Origin of the sequence: Anaerotignum sp., assembly GCF_051877975.1 — a bacterium.
GTDB lineage: Bacteria > Bacillota > Clostridia > Lachnospirales > Anaerotignaceae > Anaerotignum_A.
In genome coordinates this window covers 60,786-80,961 of sequence record NZ_JBJEJK010000020.1, presented here as the reverse complement: position 1 = coordinate 80,961, position 20,176 = coordinate 60,786, and the positions used below count along the sequence as shown (strand labels likewise).

Annotated in this window: 17 protein-coding genes; 2 read left to right on the top strand and 15 right to left on the bottom strand. The window is 44.3% G+C overall.

The annotated features are described in order from the left end of the window. Positions 1-186: 186 nt before the first annotated feature. The 9 genes from ACI39P_RS03930 to ACI39P_RS03890 form a co-directional block, all read right to left on the bottom strand. On the bottom strand, positions 187-1,770 hold the full coding sequence (locus tag ACI39P_RS03930; protein ID WP_439719389.1) for a malonate decarboxylase subunit alpha: 1,584 nt from the start codon (positions 1,768-1,770) through the stop codon (positions 187-189). A gap of 104 nt (positions 1,771-1,874) precedes the next feature. Further along, positions 1,875-3,005 (bottom strand): 2-hydroxyacyl-CoA dehydratase subunit D, encoded by a 1,131-nt coding sequence (locus tag ACI39P_RS03925; protein WP_439719388.1) that lies wholly within the window; start codon positions 3,003-3,005, stop codon positions 1,875-1,877. A gap of 19 nt (positions 3,006-3,024) precedes the next feature. After that, positions 3,025-4,290: a 2-hydroxyacyl-CoA dehydratase subunit D gene (locus tag ACI39P_RS03920; RefSeq protein ID WP_439719387.1), complete on the bottom strand. Its 1,266-nt coding sequence runs from the start codon at positions 4,288-4,290 to the stop codon at positions 3,025-3,027. 15 nt (positions 4,291-4,305) lie between these two features. Further along, positions 4,306-5,085, bottom strand: coding sequence for an acyl-CoA dehydratase activase (locus ACI39P_RS03915; RefSeq protein WP_439719386.1), 780 nt, complete (start codon positions 5,083-5,085; stop codon positions 4,306-4,308). A gap of 702 nt (positions 5,086-5,787) precedes the next feature. After that, complete coding sequence (locus tag ACI39P_RS03910) at positions 5,788-6,885, bottom strand: patatin-like phospholipase family protein (RefSeq protein ID WP_439719385.1); 1,098 nt, start codon at positions 6,883-6,885, stop codon at positions 5,788-5,790. Positions 6,886-6,900: 15 nt separating this feature from the next. After that, the gene (locus ACI39P_RS03905) at positions 6,901-8,304 is read right to left on the bottom strand and encodes a penicillin-binding transpeptidase domain-containing protein (protein ID WP_439719384.1); all 1,404 of its coding nucleotides are present in this window, start codon (positions 8,302-8,304) and stop codon (positions 6,901-6,903) included. Then, on the bottom strand, positions 8,297-9,694 hold the full coding sequence (locus ACI39P_RS03900; RefSeq protein ID WP_439719383.1) for an FtsW/RodA/SpoVE family cell cycle protein: 1,398 nt from the start codon (positions 9,692-9,694) through the stop codon (positions 8,297-8,299). The genes ACI39P_RS03905 and ACI39P_RS03900 overlap by 8 nt, the downstream gene beginning before the upstream one ends. A 5-nt stretch (positions 9,695-9,699) precedes the next feature. Next, on the bottom strand, positions 9,700-12,129 hold the full coding sequence (locus ACI39P_RS03895; protein ID WP_439719382.1) for a DUF3656 domain-containing U32 family peptidase: 2,430 nt from the start codon (positions 12,127-12,129) through the stop codon (positions 9,700-9,702). 107 nt (positions 12,130-12,236) lie between these two features. Further along, positions 12,237-12,662: a cell division protein ZapA gene (locus ACI39P_RS03890; RefSeq protein ID WP_439719381.1), complete on the bottom strand. Its 426-nt coding sequence runs from the start codon at positions 12,660-12,662 to the stop codon at positions 12,237-12,239. Positions 12,663-12,897: 235 nt separating this feature from the next. On the opposite strand from ACI39P_RS03890, the gene ACI39P_RS03885 reads away from it, so the two are divergent. Both ACI39P_RS03885 and ACI39P_RS03880 read left to right on the top strand, forming a co-directional pair. Further along, on the top strand, positions 12,898-13,752 hold the full coding sequence (locus tag ACI39P_RS03885; RefSeq protein ID WP_439719380.1) for a helix-turn-helix domain-containing protein: 855 nt from the start codon (positions 12,898-12,900) through the stop codon (positions 13,750-13,752). 15 nt (positions 13,753-13,767) lie between these two features. Beyond that, complete coding sequence (locus tag ACI39P_RS03880; protein ID WP_439719379.1) at positions 13,768-13,977, top strand: DUF6485 family protein; 210 nt, start codon at positions 13,768-13,770, stop codon at positions 13,975-13,977. A gap of 79 nt (positions 13,978-14,056) precedes the next feature. Here ACI39P_RS03880 and ACI39P_RS03875 read toward each other — a convergent pair whose 3' ends face one another. The 6 genes from ACI39P_RS03875 to ACI39P_RS03850 all read right to left on the bottom strand — a co-directional run bounded on the left by ACI39P_RS03875 (position 14,057) and on the right by ACI39P_RS03850 (position 19,975). Next, positions 14,057-14,620 carry a 2-oxoacid:acceptor oxidoreductase family protein gene (locus ACI39P_RS03875; protein ID WP_439719378.1) on the bottom strand — a complete coding sequence of 188 codons (564 nt, stop codon included), beginning with the start codon at positions 14,618-14,620 and terminating at the stop codon, positions 14,057-14,059. 1 nt (position 14,621) lies between these two features. Further along, positions 14,622-15,374: a thiamine pyrophosphate-dependent enzyme gene (locus tag ACI39P_RS03870; protein ID WP_439719377.1), complete on the bottom strand. Its 753-nt coding sequence runs from the start codon at positions 15,372-15,374 to the stop codon at positions 14,622-14,624. Beyond that, positions 15,374-16,432: a 3-methyl-2-oxobutanoate dehydrogenase subunit VorB gene (locus ACI39P_RS03865; protein ID WP_439719376.1), complete on the bottom strand. Its 1,059-nt coding sequence runs from the start codon at positions 16,430-16,432 to the stop codon at positions 15,374-15,376. Before ACI39P_RS03865 ends, ACI39P_RS03870 begins: the two co-directional genes overlap by 1 nt. Positions 16,433-16,451: 19 nt before the next feature. Further along, the gene (locus ACI39P_RS03860) at positions 16,452-16,667 is read right to left on the bottom strand and encodes a 4Fe-4S dicluster domain-containing protein (protein ID WP_439719375.1); all 216 of its coding nucleotides are present in this window, start codon (positions 16,665-16,667) and stop codon (positions 16,452-16,454) included. Between the two features lie 29 nt (positions 16,668-16,696). Further along, positions 16,697-17,377, bottom strand: coding sequence for an ATP-binding protein (locus ACI39P_RS03855; protein WP_439719374.1), 681 nt, complete (start codon positions 17,375-17,377; stop codon positions 16,697-16,699). Between the two features lie 489 nt (positions 17,378-17,866). Continuing rightward, complete coding sequence (locus ACI39P_RS03850; RefSeq protein WP_439719373.1) at positions 17,867-19,975, bottom strand: glutamine synthetase III; 2,109 nt, start codon at positions 19,973-19,975, stop codon at positions 17,867-17,869. Positions 19,976-20,176 lie beyond the last annotated feature (201 nt).

Sequence of the window (20,176 nt, the reverse complement as noted above, 5' to 3'; positions counted from 1 at the left end):
CCTTATTCATGATTTGCTCCGCAAATCTCTTTCCGCTAGATAGTACTTACAGAAATCAAAAAGACTTCTGTAAATACTGTCTTGCTGTAAAATTCTTTCTTTACTATAAAACAAAAAAGCTCCTGCCCTAAGGCAGGAGCCAATTTTTATGTGCTTAAAAATGAAGTTGTCCAATAATCAAAAAGATTATTTGCCTTCTTTCATTTCTTTCAGGCCCATCAGACCTTCTGCAAACAGTTTTGCATCCATCAGAGGGATATTGCCATCAGCATCTCTGTCAATGATAGGTTCGAATTCCATCATATCCAGAATCTGTGTCTGCAGATCAATACCAGGAGCGATTTCTGTCAGGTGCATACCGTCTTCTTTCAGAACGAATACACATCTTTCAGTCATATACATTACCTGCTGTTTGTTCTTCAGAGCAACATCACCATTGAATGTGATCTGTTCTACAGATTTGATGAATTTTTTCTGTTTACCTTCCTGAGCAATTACAACTTTGCCGTCTTCTACTTTTACTTTCAGGCCGCCAGCTGTAAATGTACCGCAGAAGAATACTTTGGGTGTATTCTGTGTAATGTTGATGAAACCACCGCAACCAGCGATTCTAGGGCCGAATCTGGAAACGTTGATGTTACCTTTAGGGTCGCATTCAGCCAGACCCAGATAGCACAGATCCAGACCACCGCCATCATAGAAGTCGAACTGATAGCCCTGATCCAGCAGAGCGTCTGCATTGTAAGCAGCACCGAATCTGATACCGCCAGCGGGTACGCCGCCAACAGCGCCGCCTTCTACTGTCAGTGTCATGAAGTCGCCGATGCCTTCTTCGTTTGCAACAGATGCAACATATTCAGGAGCACCTACGCCCAAGTTAACTGCAACGTCTTTTTCCAGTTCCATAGCACCACGACGACCGATGATCTTCTTAGCGCTCAGAGGCAGGGGTTCGGGAGCAACATCAGGATTGCGGCATTCACCGGACAGAGCGGGATCGTAATCACAATCCAGAGACTGCTGATGATCTTTAGGATCAGCAACTACTACATAGTCAACATAGATGCCGGGAACTTTAACCAGACGAGGATCCAGTGTACCAGCTTTTACAACTTTTTCTACCTGAACGATAACGATACCGCCGCTGTTTTTAACAGCCTGGCATACGGATGTACCTTCCAGAGGAGAAACTTCTTTTTCGAAGGAAATGTTACCAGCTTCATCAGCATATGTACCTCTGATCATAGCAACATTGATGGGGAAAGAGGGATAGAACAGATATTCTTCGCCTTTGATTGTAACCAATTCGATGATATCTTCTGTGGTACGTTCGTTTACTTTACCGCCGCCGTTTCTGGGGTCAATGAAAGTACCCAGACCTACTTTTGTGAAGCAACCGGGTCTATGAGCAGCGATATCTCTGAACAGGTGGCACAGAGCACCCTGAGATACGTTGTAAGCTTCCATTTTGTTTTCCAGAGCCATTTTCTGCATAGCGGGTACTGTTGCCCAGTGACCAGCAATGTATCTTTTCAGCAGACCTTCGTGTGCAAAATGTTCAGCACCACGGCCGTCTTTGTTGCCCTGAGAACCACAGTATACATATGTAATATCTCTGGGTTCGCCTGTTTTCAGGAATCTTTCTTCTACTGCTCTGTCCAGAGCTTCAGGAATAGCACTTGCTACGAAACCGCTTGTTGTAACTGTATCACCATTTTTGATCAGCATAGCAGCTTCTTCAGCAGTGATAACTTTTACATGTCTAGCCATTATGTTAGACCTCCTATAAAAAATTTTTCTCTTATAAAAACACAGGGGCAGTTTCCTACCCCTGTTTATTTACATTTCCATCAAAGTAAATGCGGTAGGAAGAATTACAGCATTTCTACGAAGGACTGCAGTCTTGTCTTAACCTGTTCGAAGGATGTTACTTCCTGGTCAACTTCGATCATCAGGTTCTTAATACCTTTTTCTTCGAATTCTCTGTACATTACAGGGTAGTCCCATTCTTCGGGATCACAGAATTTCATCATAGCGATGACAACTGCATCAGCGCCTGTAGCGATTGTTTTGTTGATCAGCATTTTGCCGCGGCCTTTCTTTGTATCTGTTGCAACGGAGCAACCATACATCTGCTGCCATGCTTTTGCCATTCTGTACAGAGGGCCTTCTTCGCCGTCCAGAACGTCAACACGGATCTGTCTGGATTCCTGAGCCAGGTCGTCATCAACGATAGCCAGTTTGAATTCATCGAAGATTTCCAGCAGCTGGTTGGGTTCCAGCAGAATGCCTGTAACAACAACTTTCTTGCCATCCCAAGGCTGAATAGGCATAGCTTTGATTTCATCGATCAGTTCTCTAACCAGTGCTGTGTGTTTTTCTTTCAGCATGAACTGTCTTGCTTTGAATACAGCATGACGGTCAACAGCGCTGATAACCTGAGGATAATCAGCTGCTACTTTAACGAATTCACGCATAACTGCTCTGTTTTCGTTGTAGATAGCGATGGAGTTTTCCAGAGCTGCGTTTGTGATTTTAACACCCAGGTAAGCTTCCAGCTGTTTTTTAACCAGTTCATATTCTGTTACCAGGAACTGATTAGCGGATTCCAGACCTCTGTTCTGAGGATGTGTGAATACGATTACTTTATCAGCGTTAGCGCCTTTCCATTTCTGGGACAGACATTTCAGTGTATCACAAGGTACGGAGAACAGAACTGCTGCCAGATCGTCATAAGCGCCTTCGCACTGCAGTTCCATTACCTGCTGCATGATAGAACATGCGAATGCAGGCAGATATGTACGTGCTTTAGAGATCTGTTTGCCCTGTGCACCCCAGATACCCATGGGCAGGTAACCTGTTGCGTGTACCAATTCTTCGGGAGCGTAGATAGGCATGATACCTACAGCGCCTTTACCTGTTTCAGCTTTATAATCATCCATTGCTTTCTTGGGATTAGCTGCAACTTCTTTCAGTTGGGATAAGATAGCTTCTACTTTACTCATCGTTTTCTCCTCCTCAAAATTATTCTGCTGCCAAGTTAGCTTCCATCATTTCTACCAGTGCCTGTACACGTGTTTCGTACTGAGCAGGAGAATATACGTTAGGGTCTGTCTGGTCACCATCGAAGGATACGTAAGGTTTGCCGTTTACGCCTTTGATGATTTCAGCTGTTTCAACGTTCAGGAAGCTCATCAGCTTACAAGATCTGTTCAGGTGGTAGATTGTACCATCGATCTGGCCTTTTTCCATGATGTTCAGCAGAACTTCAACTTTGTTGCTCAGGCATGTGTTGATGTAGATTCTTGTGTAAGCTTCTGCCATGGAGTGCAGGGATTCATCGTTTGCATCATAGTGCAGATCCCACAGAGCGGGGTATGCTGTACCTGTCATGATAGAGTTCAGGTTCTTCATTGTTTTGAATGTGTGACCCAGGTGAGGCCATACAGCGATACCTTCCCACTGGAAACGTGTCTTTTCTGCGCCCTTGAATGCGTATACACCAGCCTTCAGGTTAGCTTCCAGTTCATCAGCGAATGCTTTGAATGTGATTTCAGCATAGTCCAGAGAACGGCAAGCTACGATCAGAGCCATGTAGTTGAACAGGTCGAAACCATTCAAAGGAGAGGGTTTGTACTGAGCCATATCAGCGATTCTGTTCCAATGGTATACGGAACGCTGTGTCTGGTCTTTTACTTCTTTGAATTTCTTCCAGTCGAAAGGTCTGCCGCAGATTACTTCCAGCTGAGAGATAGCGTTTCTGAACTGGTCAGCGATATATGCTTTTGCATATTCGGGAATAGGCATTGTGTGGTTGAAAGGTACGTCGATTACGATGCAGGGGATATCCAGCTCTACAGCCAGGTTTTCATACCATTTCAGCAGTGTGTTACAAATGTTGTTACATGTGATTACCAGGTCGGGCAGGGGAACGTCAGCTGCAGGAGAGTTAACCAGTACTTCAGGTTTTTTGCCTGTGATAGCTGCTTCTTTCAGACATTCCATGTAACCCATGTTTACTCTACCATAAGAACAGCAGTCGATGTTGTAACCTTTTCTAGTTGCAACGTCCAGCATATCGATAGCACCTTTTCTAGCGCCGATACCAGCTGCGTGTGTTTCAGGGTAAACCATAGCGATACCCATTGTTACGCAAAATTCGGAAGGAGCTACGGATGCGGACCAGCAAACAAGGTCGCCTCTTGCTTTAGCTTCTCTTGCGTCCTGGTCAGCTTTGTTCTGGTAGTAGCCTAACAATTTTTTTGCTGTCATGCCTTGTGTTAAACTCATTCTAATCCCTCTTTCTTATTTTTTTTGTGCCGCTTCGTATGCGAACAGTGCCGCACCGAGAGCGCCTGTTGTTTGTGGATTTGGTGCCACAATTACATCTGTTTTTAATACGCTAGAGACCGCTCTAACTACGCCTGCATTTTTTGCAACGCCGCCAGTGAAGACAACGTCTTTTTCAAGGCCGCCTCTGTAAGCGAGGCCACACGCTCTGCTAGCTACGGACATATGAACGCCTCTGGCGATGTTATTTCTGCTTGTACCTTTGGAAAGCTGAGAAATAACTTCAGATTCAGCGAATACAGTACAAGTACTGCTGATTGGTGCTGTTTCTTCTGCCTGTTCGTCCAGTCCAGCCATTTCATCCAGTGTGGTTTCCAGAACTCTGGCCATTACTTCAATGAAACGGCCTGTACCTGCCGCACATTTATCGTTCATAAAAAACTGCTTGATGCCGCCCTTGTTATCCAGTCTGATCGCTTTTGCGTCCTGACCGCCGATATCAATGATGGTTCGTGCAGTGGGTACCAAAAAATAAATCCCTTTTGCATGGCAGCTGATCTCAGACATCTGTTTATCAGCTTCCTTGAATGCAAATCTGCCATACCCTGTGGCTACTGTAAAGGCGATATCGTCTTTCGTCAGACCACTGGCTTCAAAAGCCTTCTTTAAGGCCTTCTGGGGTCCTGTAGAGCCTGTACCGATCTGTACAACCTCTGCAGCTACGATGTCTTTTCCGTCTTTCAGGATGACTGCCTTGGAAGAAGCGGAGCCAACATCAATGCCCAATGTATACATTCTTTTTTACCTCCTCTGTTTTATATTCAACCATGCGATAAAACAATCATGAAGAGTTTTAGATGTATCTGCTGTCCCCGTGTTTCTCTTTCCGCAGATCATCCTTTGAATGACATCAGAAAAAACCTATATCCTTGAATATAAGTCCCAATCATTCCAAAATACAGGTTGATTTTTTTACATCCTCCTGTATTTGTTTTGATTATAACATCAATATCATTATATTTCAACCTAAATTGTTAAAAATTTATTATTATTTTGGAAAATTTGCAGAAAAATGGTACTTCTTTTTAAAAAAGCAAATTCTTGTATACAAAGTACTTCGCATCCTACATATTTTCCCTATTTTTTTGTAAAAATGATCTCTTTTTTCCTAAAAATCCTTTCTGTTTTTGACAAATCCTTTCCATCCTCACGCTTTCTTTCTTCTTATTCCTTGGGCTTTCCTGCCCTTTCACAGGCTATTTTTTATTCCTATCACGATACAGTGCTTTTCAAAACCCCTGTCCGCTCCCATGATTTTGTTAAATTATATGCAAAATCCAGATAGATATACCTTTTCGCAGCATGTTTCTTGTCCAGCTTTTTCCTGATAGATTCTTTATTTTTCACTGTTTTTCTGTTCACTCCATAGAAAATTTTTTTGTAAAATAAAAAATCCCTTCTAGTATGATATGCCAGAAGAGATTTTTTCATAAAATTCTAATTTTTTTGCTTTTGCCAAATTTCTGCAATCTCAGTTAAGAGTTCGGCTTCTGTTCTGATTTTATATGGAGAAATTTCCGCTTTCTCCGCCAGCTGTTCCAAAAAGCGCAGCAGTAATCCGTGATAATCACAATCCTTTGCCTTCAGTTTTTTTGCCAGCTTCGGCAGAAGTTTTTCGTTCATTTCCCGCAGAGAAACAGTTTCTTCCTTTAAATAAGATTCCAGTAAAGTTTTCAATGCCAGATATGCCTGCATTTCATTCCACTGGCGGTCAATATAATACTTTTCCCCTTCCAATCCATAAAGCATCCGCATGCCATCGAAATATCCCAAATTCATATCTTTTTTGCTCTGTTCCGCATCAAACTGCAAAACGCCGCCCAGTTTTTCCCGCGGAGCAATCGTAGTAATATTGACATCTTCCGAAATCTTCGTTCGCTTCTCAAAACCAACACCATAAATACGGATCACGATGATATCTTTGTAGCCCCGATCCAGCAAGCTGCTGATGGGCACAATGTTATGCACACTGCCGTCCACATAATCCTTGCCATCCAGTTTTTTTCTCTGAAACAACGGCACATAGGCACTGGCAAGGAGCATATCCTTCAGCTTGCCAGCCTCCAGTTCATCTGCATCGATATCCAGTTCTTTTTTATCCGTCAGAGAATAGGTCACCAGAAAAAATTTCTTACCGGAAGCTTTGATCTTCTCTTCATCCACCCATTCGGAAAGAAGCTCCCGCAGAGGTTCAATATCCAAACCGCCCTCTTTGATAGCTTCTATCAAATCTTTCAGAAGCCCCCTGATATCTGCCCCAGATAAATTCCTGTCATAAAGCTTTTTCATCTGGGTATCATCTGCATCAAAGACCTGAGAAAATTTGATATTTTCCCAAAGACGGATGGCCTGCTCCAACTCTCCCATAACCATCATGGCACCATTCAATGCCCCGACAGAGGTTCCTGCTACAGCATCAAACTGCACCCCTGCTTCATCCAGCGCTTTCCAGACTCCTACTTCGTAGGCGCCTTTGGCACCGCCGCCTTCTAAAGCAATGGCATATGTTTTTGATATGTCAAACTTCAGCTCCATCCGGCCCACCTCATTTTAATATTCTCCCAGTTCTTCCAAAGCTGCACGGATCATTTTGCCTGCGATCGGCGTTGCACTGCCGTAATTGGAATTTTCAATCAAAACAGCGACTGCCACCTTGGGATTTTCCGCAGGCGCAAAGCCGATGAACCAGCTATGATCGTAGCCTGTGGCATTTTCCGCCGTACCGGTCTTCCCTGCAACGGTCACGCCGCTGACCGCCGCCGCAGTGCCCGTACCGCTGGTAACAACCTCCGTCATCATATCCTTTAAAATCGCCGCTTCTTCTGCAGAACAAATATCCATCAATTTTTCTGGAACCGTATGCTTTGCTTCCGTCCCATCGGGATAAACCACATGGTCTACAATATACGGCCGCATCATCATACCATCATTGGCAATGGCCGATGCCAACATCGCCATATACAGGGGGGTCACGCCTGTTCTGCCCTGCCCAATGGCTGTTTCCACCAATTCACTTTCTGTTGCACCCTTTTCCAGATAAATATTGTTCAGGCTGGTTTCCAATTCAAAATGGCTTTCGGTATCCATTCCTACCTGCCGCATGGTCTTTGCCAGATTGCCAGCGCCAATCTCTTCTGCAAGGGCTGCAAAATAACAGTTGCAGGAAACCGCCAAAGCCCCCTTCATATCTACGGTGCCATGGGCTTTATTATTGTAACAATGAATCACCTTATCCTCAAATTCCCGTTCTCCTGTACATTCAATGGTAAAATCCTGCCAGTTGGAAAGATACTCCATCCCAGCCAAAGCCGTTACCGTCTTGAATGTAGAACCAGGAGGATAAAGCCCCTGTGTTGCTCTGTTTACCAGAGGGCTGTCTGGATGGTCTTTCAGCGTATCCCACTGGGATTCCACATTGTTGGGGTTAAAATCGGGATAAGCCTGCAATGCAAGGATACGGCCTGTGGAAGGCTCCATCACCACGATAGCCCCCTTGGCACTGCCCAGCAGATTCCCCGCCGTACTCTGAATATCCATATCAACCGTCAAGGCAACACTGTTGCCCTGTAATTCTGTCCCTCTTATGATGCCGCTGATCCGCTGGAATAATTCATTATGCAGCTTCATCAGCTCAAAATTTTCCGCCGCTTCCACACCGGTCTTCCCCACACTGCTATAGCCAGTGATATGGGCTGCCATGCGTGCGCGGGGATATTCTCTGCTGTAAGTACCATCACTTTGCAAGGTGCTGGTGGCAAGAACCTCGCCGTCTCGATCCAGAATATCTCCTCGTTTGATCGTTTCATCCACATAACGCAAACGGCTGTTGTAGGCATTGCCGGAAATCTCTGCCCGATCCACAAGGACCAACTTGCCAAGATACCCTAATAATAGGAAGAAACACAGCGCCAAAAGCCAAAACACACGGCGCATGCTCCGCTTCATATTACTCATTTCTGCCGCCTCCCATCTGCATTTCCATGGTTCTCATCTGTTCCTGCTCCTGCTGGCTATGCTGCTCACAATATACGCATACCCACTGCAGCAGCCCGATCATCATCAGGCTGACCAGAACAGAACTGCCGCCATAGCTGACAAAAGGCAGTGTCACCCCTGTCAGAGGAATCAATTTGATGACGCCGCCCAGAATGACAAAAGCCTGGAAGGAAATCATCGTCGTTACCCCTGCCGCAAGAATACTATAGTAACGGCGGCTGCAATCCAAAGCGATCCGCACACCGCGATATAGAATCATAATAAAAATACCAATGACACCAGCGCCGAAGATCACACCAAATTCTTCGCAGATGGCCGCAAAGATCATATCACTTTCCACAACAGGGATACTTTTTGGCATACCCTTTGTCAGGCCGCTGCCGAACAACCCCCATGTAGTAATGGCAAAGAGAGAGCTGACGATCTGATAACCGCCTGCATCAATATCTGCCCAAGGATTTCGCCATGCCGCCACACGCACCTGCACATGGGAAAATAATTTATAGGCCCCAGTCGCCGCTACCGATGCCGCTGCCATGCCCAAAAGGAACAAAAATTCATTGGATGTAGCAATATAGAGCATGACCATATATGTCATAAAAAAGATCAGCGCACTGCCCAAATCCTTCTGCAGTACCAACAGCAGCACCAAACCTGCGCTCAGGATCGCCGTCGTCAAAAACTGTTTCCATTCCACCCGCTTGCGGAACACACTGGCTAAGTAGAAAACAAACAAAAATTTTGCGATTTCCGAAGGCTGGAAGGTGATTTTGAAGGCCTCCGGGCCAAAGGAAAGCCAGTTGGTAGAACCACCTTTGGCAACGCCAAAAAATCTGGTGCAGATCAGCAGACCGTAGCAAACGATGATATACGCCCATTCAAATATTTCAAACCGGGGTATCATACGGAAGAAAAAGGGCAAAAACAGCATTCCCGCCAACCCGATCACCATCCACATCAATTGCCTGTGGGCAAGAGAAGGCTCTACCCTCTGCAGGATGATCAAACTCAGATCCATCAAAAACAGCATCCCTGTCCAAATCAACGGACAGCCTTCATAATAAAATCTATCCAAAAGCTTGACCGCCAATAATAGGAAGATAAAAGCAACTGCCCCAAAAATCAGTGTCGATAAATCGAACAAATGGGTCTCCCGATTATATCCTAAAATCAAAAATGCCGTCATGTGCATCAGAATAACGATTCTTCTCTGCATGGACACCGCCGTATAAGGATTGCCCAAAAAGCCACCCTGCTCATAGGCAATATAAACGATACCCTGCCATAGAAACAAGACAATATAGAAGATGAACAGATATCTGCTCAGCATGATGATTAAATCAAACATTCCAATCACTCCACTCCGCGGAAGAAATGACCCTTTGTACTTCCTTTTTCACTCATTTCTCCCAAAAGGTTACGGGTCGCAGGGCTCATGCGTTCCACGTCCCCTGTCATTTCCCCATAAGCTTTCGCAATTCTTTCGGTTCTGCCGGAACCTTCCTTTGTAAAATCCAGGCGAACCAGCCCTGTCGTGCTTTCCAAAATCTCATCATAGAATTTCAAGGTAAATAAAGGCTTCCCATTCAGGATGGTACAGACGCATCTTTCACAGTCTGTCATCAGGGGGAATTTGACACCCTTTCTGTCCCGCAGGAAATACAGGTCTTCGTTATTTTTCTCGGTACAATATTTATGGCCGTCCTTACCGCCCACATAATTACCGATGGGACACTGCTGTGTTTTCATCAGCGGCAGATAGCCATAAACTACCATTTCGCAGTCTTTATCTCCCATCTGGTTGATCTCCTGCAAATTGGCTTCCACAGAAAGGCAAACATTATCTGCCCCCTGTTCCTTCCAATATTCCACCGCACTGCGATTCATTACATTCAAATTGTAATCTACAACAATCTTTTTGCCGCTGTTCTTCACCTGGGCAAACTGGCCTGCGGAACGAACCAGAAAACCATCGATATCACTTTTCGCCAAACGGTCAATCATAGGCTGTTCCTTTTCCGCATTCCATTCCCTTGCCACTCTGGGCAGTGCCGCATAAAGCGTCACACCCATCTTGTGGCATTTTTCTGTGATTTTCTCCAGATTCTTTTCAAAATCCCCGCCACATTCATAATATACTCTGCAAATGCCCTTTGCCTGCAGCACCGCATCCAACTGTCCCAGGTTCATCACCAACGCAGTCAGCTTTTTGCGGAGCAGGAAAGGTTTTTTCTCCTCCTGCTCCAAAGAGGCTTTGCCTTTGGCTTTCCGTTTGGATTTTTTGAGGATAGCCGCCTCCAATGCTTCGCAGGCCTCCCGGCGCACGCGGTTCACTTCAGTGATATTCACATAGATATATTGATCGATATCTGTCTGCAAATCTTCCAACTTGAAAGGGGTTGCGCCCATTTTGCTAACCTGTTCCCGCAGCTTCATAGGCAGCATCGGAGAACTGCCCGCAGGCTCAACCACTGCGCCGCTGACGAACACGCTATGCCCGCTGGTATCCCACAGCTGCAGGGAAATCGGTTCCCCTTCCTTTACCCGAAGCATCCCATAAATCGGCAGCTTTCTGCTGTCTTTTTCATAGGTCTTTTTCAGTTCATCGTTCAAGGCTTTGCCAAAGGTACGATAAACCACGTCATTTTTATTGATATCCCCTTCCATGGTGATAGTAATCACTTCACCAGCCTTGGAATGCTTGGAAACATTTGTCCCAACGTGGGGTTCTGTCTGGGTCCATACCTCCAGACCATCACCGGGCACCAAAGGTTCTCTGGTGCGGATGGTCACTTTCTTATGCTTCGGCAGATATTTATCCACAATGCCAACCTTCAAGCCCCAGGGCTTCGGACGTTCAATACTCATCATATTTCTGCCGGCAAAAGAGGTATAATAGCCCTCTGTAAAGCCTCCGCGATTGAACAGCTGCTGCAAAGCCTTCACATCTGCCTGTTCCACTTCGTAATGTTCAGGGTCTTCAAAATATTTATCAATGTATTTTCGATAGATGCCCGTTACCCCCGCTACATATTCAGGGCTTTTCATTCTGCCCTCGATTTTCAGGGAAGCAATGCCCGCTTCGACAAGCTGAGGCAGAATATTCACTGTCATCACATCTTTCGGGGAAAGCAAATAGCCCTCTTCCATGTTGTCGTAGCCTTTATATAGGGTATAAGGCAAACGGCAAGTCTGAGCACAGCGGCCACGGTTGCCGCTTCTGCCGCCCAAAATACTGCTCATGATGCACTGACCGGAATAACATACGCATAATGCCCCATGGACGAACGTCTCAATCTCTGCATCCACATTTTCCGTGATATGCTTGATTTCCTCCACAGAAAGCTCTCTGCTCAGCACAATCTTATCAAAGCCCTGGCTTTCCCAATATTTTACATCTGCCAGGGAATTGCAGGTCATCTGGGTGCTGGCATGCAAGGGGAAATCCGGGAAATATTTCTTTACCAGCCTTGCCGCCCCAACATCCTGCAGGATAAGAGCATCCACGCCCATTTCATACAGATGTTGGATATATTCCACAAAATCCGTTAATTCTTCATCTTTATAAACGGTATTGACCGTTACATATACTTTTACCCCTCTCAGATGACAGTAATCACAAGCTTCTTCCAATTCTTCCAAGGAAAAATTCCCTGCATACTGCCTGGCACTGAACTGCTTGCCCCCCAAATAAACTGCATCACAGCCATTATTCACCGCCGCCTTCAAGCTTTCCATTGACCCTGCGGGAGAAAGCAGTTCCGGTTTTTTCACTACGGACATGGTTATCCCCTTTCTTTTTTTCGAGTTCTATTTAAAATGAAAAGAGCAGATTCTGCGTTTGGGGAATCCCAAGCTACGGTTTTCTACTCTTTCCTATGTAGTCTCATTTATTTTTTTCCTTTTTTATTTTTAGCAGGAGACAGGTGCAGCTGCACACCACTGCCATTTTCCAATGCCAGTGTATATTCATCCAATTTATTTTCCGCTTCTTCTCTTGCCTTCTCTGCTTCTCCTCTTACTTTTTCCGCTTCTTCCAATTTTTCAGACAATTCCTGCACTTCTGCCGTCAGGCCAGATAATTTGCCCTCCAATTCCGCCACATAGGCCTTTTGCTTGAAATAATCATCTGCCACATTGATAGAAGTCAGCACATAAGCAAGGCTGGAATCCATCGAAACGGCAACGGCTTTTTCCCGCATTTCCGTCATTTTCTCATCAATATAAGACGCCACTTTGCGCATATGTTCTTCAGATTCGTCCCCTACCAGGGTAAAGCTTTTTCCATCAATGGAAATCTTCACTCTGTTTTTCATGTGCCGCACACTCCTTCATGTTTTTTCACAACTACAAACTTAATTGTAAGTATACCACAAATGCTTTTTATAAGGAACAGATTTTTTGCAAAAAAGACCCTGTATATCGCTGATACAGAGTCTTTTCAACAAAATAATCCAAATCATTCTGTCAGTTCCGATTTGTTATAGCCCAACAAAATTTTATCTGCTATAATGATTGCGAACAAAGTGAACCATAGCTGGAGGTGATGGAATGAATTCGGTAAAAAAAACAACGAGATACTATCCATGGAATCCGGGCTTTGAAGCATACGGAACCAACTCCAGAACTTATTCCATTTATCCGGACAACCCCATTGCTGATTTGGTCTGTCAAATTTATGAGATTGATGGATGTGCAGAAAATCAATCTTTTCTCTCTGCGATTCCCGATGGATGTCACGATATCATCCTTGCCTGCGGCCCAGAAAAAATTAAGGGATATTTTTCTGTTTCGGTAGATGCCCCTCGTCGATTTCATTTTGAAAAAGGAACACTTCTATTGGGGATTCGTTTTTTACCCGGAGCTCCCATTGCACTGCACCGGGAATCCGTTGCTTCTTTTTTGAACACGCCCATTCCTTTGGAAGATATTTTTCCCAAAAGCCATTTTCCATCAGAAGAACTTTTTCACGCCCCTACCCCCGGAAAGCGAGAAGAGATCCTGACTCGCTTTTTACAGAAGCAACGTCTTGAAGTCAGCGGGCAGCAGCGTCTGCTGCATTACTGCACAGATCGTATCATCCGTACCCATGGAAAATGCTCTGTTGAACAGCTTTCTCAGGATACTGGTTATAGCCGGAGATATATCCATAACCTATTCAAAAAATATATCGGGAACGCACCAAAGCTGTTTGAAAAGACCATCCGCATGCAGCACGCTGCTTCTTTAATAAACAACCAAAAGCAGCTTTCTCTCTCTGAAATTGCTGCAGAATGCGGTTATGCCGATCAATCCCACATGTATCGGGATTTTATGCAGCTTACCTGCCATTCCCCAAAGCAAATACGGGAAAACGGTATCATTGAACTCAAACAAAATCATATAAAAATCACACATTTTAAATAGAGAGGAGGAGTTTCTATGAACAATTTAAGCCAATTTTGCACCTGCCAAAATCTTGCTTGCCCCATGCATCCTACAAAGCATGATAAAGGTTGTGCGCCCTGTATCGCAAAAAATTTGAAGCTGAAAGAAATCCCCACCTGCTTCTTCAATCTGGCCGATCCAGACCACACAAGACCAGACGATTCTTTTCAGGATTTTGCAAACTTATTCCTGAAAAAAGACTAATACATATAAATTTTTACTCATTTTTCCATCTAAAAACCCCCGAAGGAATTCCTTCAGGGGTCATTTTTATAGGATGAAATTATTTATCCAGTTCTTTTGCGTAATTGTAGCCCAATTCAAACGCCTTTTTATTATCGGGAATGAATTTTGCTTTGCCGCCTTCAAAAACATGTGTAAATGCATCATCAATGCTTTCTACCTGAATGGGGTTTGTAGCATAAACAACTGCGCCCAACATAACAAGGTTTGCCAGCTTGGAGCCGCCGAAAGCATCTACAGCTATTTTGTTTGCAGGAATATTGAATACTCTTGTGCCAGCCTTTGCCTGGCCTTCTTCCAATTCAGCCAAATCGGAGTTGATTACCAGAGCGCCGCCGTCTGCAACAGTATGTACGAATTTATCCAGGGAAGGTTTGTTCAGCGCTACTACACAAGTTGCATCCTTTGTGATAACGGGAGAACCAATGCCTTCTTCAGAAATGATAACATGTACATTAGAGGTACCGCCACGCATTTCAGGACCATAGGAAGGGCACCAAGATACTTCTTTGCCTTCCAGCATTGCTGCATAAGCCAGGATTTTACCCATGGACTGTGTCCCCTGGCCGCCAAAACCTGCAAAGATGATAGAAAATGTACTCATATTATTTGCCCTCCTCTGCTGTGATATCTTTGAAAACGCCAAGAGGATAGTAAGGAATCATTTTTTCTCTTACAAATTCCATAGCTTTTACAGGTGTCAGACCCCAGTTTGTAGGGCAGGAAGCTACTACTTCAATGAATGTGAAGCCCAGACCCTGTTTCTGGATTTCAAATGCTTTTCTGATTGCTTTCTTTGCTGCTGTAACCTGTGCAGGTGTGGAAATACTTACTCTTTCGATGTAAGCAGGGCCTGTCAGGGAAGCCAGCATTTCGGAAACACGCAGGGGGTTACCATTGATCTTGGGATCACGGCCTGTTTTTGCTGTTGTTGCTTTCATGCCAGGCAATGTTGTAGGAGCCATCTGACCGCCTGTCATACCATAGATACCATTATTGATAAAGATGGTTGTGATCTTTTCGCCGCGAGCTGCTGCATGAACGATTTCACAGGTACCGATGGAAGCCAGGTCACCATCACCCTGATATGTCATAACAACTTTGTCGGGATGTACTCTCTTGATCCCTGTTGCTGTAGCGGGAGCACGACCGTGTGCGCACTGGATTGCGTCAAAGTTGAAATAATTGTTTGCAAATACAGCACAGCCTACAGGAACACAAGCGATTGTGTTTTCCACTTCACCCATTTCTTCCAGAACTTCTGCTACCAGTCTATGTACGATGCCGTGTGCGCAACCAGGACAATAATGCAATTTCACATCTGTTAAAGCTTTCGTTTTTTCGAATACAACTGCCATTATTTGTCACCTCCCATAATTTCTTTCGCAAATGCTACCACTTCGTCAACAGTAGGCACGTTACCGCCTGTTCTGCCGTGGAATACTACTTTGTTTTTGTCATTACATGCATATGCAACATCGGGTACCATCTGACCCATGGACATTTCTACATCCAGATATTTTTTGATCTGAGCATTCCATTTATCAAATGCTTTCTGAGGGAAAGGCCACAGTGTTTTAGGTCTGATCATACCTACTTTATAGCCTTCTTCTCTCAGGTAAGCGATAGCTGTTCTGACAACTCTGGAAGCTGTACCATAGGATACGAATGCATATTCAGCATCATCCATCAGATAATCTTCCCAAGCTTCTTCGTTGGCCAGGATTCTTTCATATACTTCAAAGTGTTCATGGTTCCATGCTTCACATTCATCGGGATCGATAACCAGGTTCTTGATGTTGTGTCTTTCGCCTTTGCCTTTCCCTGTCAGTGCCCATGTTTTTTCAGGGATACCTGCTCTGGGAACGTAGTTGAATTCTACGGGTTCCATCATCTGACCGATCAGACCATCCGCCAGAACGATAACAGGTGTGCCATACATATCAGCGATATCGAAAGCGTCCATAACCATGTCAACAGCTTCCTGTACGGATGCGGGAGCCAGAACTACGTTGTGGTAGTCACCATTGGAGCCGCCTTTTACTGCCATGTTATAGTCAGCCTGACCGGGCTGAATCGTACCCAGGCCCGGGCCGCCGCGCATCATATTAATGATAACTGCGGGAAGACCAGCGTTGGAGATATAACCAATCCCTTCCTGTTTCAGCGCAATCCCGGGGGAAGAAGAGCTTGTCAGAACTCTTGCGCCAGCTGCCGCTGCACCATAAACCATGTTGATCGCAGCCACTTCAGATTCAGCCTGAACGAATGTGCCGCCAACCTTGGGTAATTCACTAGATAAATATTCAGGTACTTCGCTCTGAGGAGTGATGGGATAGCCAAAGAAATATCTGCAACCCGCCTCAATAGCCGCTTTACCAACTGCTTCGTTGCCTTTCATCAAAACTTTTGCCATTGAAAAATCCTCCTCTCTATCAGTCCAGTTTTTCTACTGTGATCGCACAATCGGGACACATCTTCGCACAGCTTGTGCATGCAATACAATCTTCGCTGATCATCTCAGCGGGATTGTAACCTGCGGGGTTGATTTTTGTTGTCGAAAGAGCAAGAACTTTCTTAGGACAAACAGATACACAAAGACCGCAACCCTTGCAAATCACTTCATTGATCGTTACTTTACCTTTTGCCATTCAAAATACACCTCCATAAATATTTGAATTTACATCCAGGTTTTTCTCATATTAAACTCCATAGGGAATAATTCCCCAGTAAGTCCTTCGGGTATTTCCTCTGTCAAAAGTTCTTTGACATAAGAAACATATTTCACAGGAACCCCTGTGCGTTTTGTCACTTCTTTCAATACCTCATCCCCATGGAGCAGACATTCGACTGTCGTTTCCCTTACCAGGTTTGTGTTATTGATGAAGCCTGTCACCTTCAGCCCTGCAGCGTACTCCAAACTTTCCATCTGTTCTATGATGCCCTCCGGTGTAGAAGTATTGGGACGATATGCATTGACTACCATAAGAAAGTCTGTTTCCGCAGGATCCAGAAGGGGTTTCATTCTGCCCAGAACCAGAGTACCTACATCGTTGCCGCCTAAGTCTACCACATACTGATATTCCTTGTTGGTAACAGGTGTTGTCATGGCACCGGAAACAGCGGGAACATCAGCACCCGCACCCTCAATATTGGATGCAATGACAATGATCCCCTTTTCTTCCAGTTCTTTTTTCTTTTCACGCGAACGGAAATAAACATTTACGATATCCAAATCGGCAATAGCAACTTTGCCTTCCACGCTTTCACGCAGCTTTGTCACATAATTGACTGCAAATTCTGTTTTACCACTGCCGTAGTGACCTGTAATGATTCTTACTCTTTTATCATCAGTTACCATGTTTTCGCCTCCTAAAAGCTTCCTTTGTTCTTTTTCTCATACATCATATTTGTAAATATTTTCTATATAAAGTATGACAAAAAGGCTTTTATAGAAGATTTAAATAAAATAATGGTATATTCAAAAAATTTTTTATCTATTTTTTTGAATTCATTTTCCTTTTGTATGTTTACATTATAACGCATTTTTTTATCACTTGCAAGAAAATTAACATATTTTTTCCTCCGTATTCAAAAAAATACATAATTTCTGACACAAAAAAATGATGAAATGAATACAGTTCTACAAGTCATTTGTAAAAAAGTTATATTTTTTTCATAATAACCAGTACTTTTTTGAATTAATTTGCTATTTGTCATACAAAACAAAGCAAACTTTTCTTATTGTTAAAATGCTCTAAAAACAAGAAAAACCCCCGTTTTCGTCAAAAATTTCTTTTGGAAAACGAGGGTTTGTTAATATTTTATTTTTTCTTGTCATACAAGATGATCAGATATTAAACAGCAGTTCGCCATAGGTCGGAAAAGGCCATACATTTTCATCTACCAGCATTTCCAGCCGGTCAGCAGGCTCTCTCAGCTCTTTCATTGCTTCAAATACGTAATCCCGATAGAAAATCGCCTGAGATTTACTGTCCCCTTTCAGCATGCCAGCCTGTTCTGTCACTTCTATCAACATTTTCAGGCATTTATGGAATAGTTTCATATTATCATTGATTTCCTGCAGCAGTTCTTCCTCTGGAGAAGCATCTGCGCCAACGGCCTTTAATGCTGCAACAGAGCGGGCAACTTCTCCAGCATATTTCACCACCGCAGGACGAATCTGCTTAGAAGCAATGTCGATCATTGTTTTTGCTTCAATATTGATCTGCTTCACATAGCCTTCATAACGAATTTCTGCTCTGGACTGCAGCTCGATCTTGCTCAGCACACCATGCTTCCCGAACAAATCGATGACCTTCTGATCCAAAAACGCATCGACCGCATCCACAGAATTTGTAATATTCGGCAAACCTCTGCGCTCTGCTTCCTGCACCCATTCATCGGAATAGCCATTGCCATCAAAAATAATCCGTTTATGTTCCACATAAGTCTTGCGAATCAGCTCATGAACTGCCGCATTGAAATCCTCTGCCTGTTCCAGTTCATCGGCAAATTGTCTCAATTCTTCCGCAACAATGGTATTCAAGGCAAAATTCGGGCCGGAAATAGAACCAGAGGAAGGAGGCATACGGAATTCAAATTTATTGCCGGTAAAGGCAAAGGGAGAGGTTCTGTTTCTGTCCGTAGCATCTTTTTTCAGGGCAGGCAGAGTATTTACGCCAACACGCATCTTTCCACCCTGCAGGCTGCTTGTAGCTTCCCCATGCTCAATCTGGTCGAAAATATCCTGCAGCTGATCCCCAAGGAAAATGGAAATAATCGCAGGAGGCGCTTCCTGAGAACCCAGACGATGGTCGTTACCAGGGTTGGAGGCAGATAATCTCAGCAATTCAGGATATTCATCCACACCCTTAATGATGGCAGTGAGGAATACCAGGAACTGGGCATTTTCATGGGGCGTTTTGCCGGGATCCAGTAAATTCTGTCCATCATCTGTGCAAAGAGACCAGTTGTTATGCTTACCGCTGCCATTGACGCCGGCAAAGGGTTTTTCATGGAGCAAACAAGCAAGACCATGGTGACTGGCAATTCGTTTCATGGCTTCCATAATAAGCTGATTATGGTCTGTCGCCTGATTGCAGTCATCATAGATTGGTGCCAACTCATGCTGGGCAGGAGCAACTTCATTATGCTGTGTCTTCGCAGGAACCCCCAGCTTCCACAATTCCACATTCAATTCATGCATGAAACAAGCAATTCTTTCCTTGATGCTGCCAAAATAGTGATCATCCATTTCCTGCCCTTTGGGAGGCGCAGCCCCAAACAAGGTTCTGCCTGTAAAGATCAGGTCTTTTCTTTGATTATACAACTCTCTGTCGATAAGGAAATATTCCTGCTCCGCACCGCAGCTGACTGTAACCTTTTTTGCTGTTTTGTTGCCAAATAAACGCACAATACGCATAGCCTGTCTGCTGACAGCTTCCGCAGAACGCAATAGAGGTGTTTTCTTATCCAGTGCTTCCCCTGTATAGGAATAAAAAGCAGTCGGAATATATAAGGTAACACCGCCGGCATCCTCTCTCAAAAAAGCGGGAGAAGTGCAGTCCCACGCTGTATAGCCCCGGGCTTCAAAAGTGGCACGCAGACCGCCGGAAGGAAAGGAAGAAGCATCGGATTCCCCTTTGATGAGTTCCTTGCCGGAAAATTCCATAATCGCTTTGCCATTAGAGGGAGGCGCCAGAAATGAATCATGTTTTTCCGCCGTGATGCCTGTCATAGGCTGGAACCAATGGGTATAATGGGTCGCTCCCCGTTCGATGGCCCAGTCTTTCATTGCATTTGCAATAATATCCGCAATGGAGGAATTCAGCATTTCTCCTCTTTCAATGGTATTTTTCAGTTCTTCGTATACTTTCTTGGGCAGATGCTCCCGCATCATTGCGTCATTGAATACATTCATCCCGAAAATTTCAGGTACAGAAACCTTGTCGTTCATAGATTGCCCCTCTCTTTTGTTCTATTCAATATCTACAATTATTTTTTCCTTCTTTATAATGAAACAATTCACATTTAATTATATAAGCCGCAAAAGGCTTTTGCAACGATTTTACTTTTTCTGAGTTGGAGAAATCTTTTCCATTCTGAGCCAATTTTTCACCAATTCATACAAAAATAATACATCATTCACCCCTGTCAA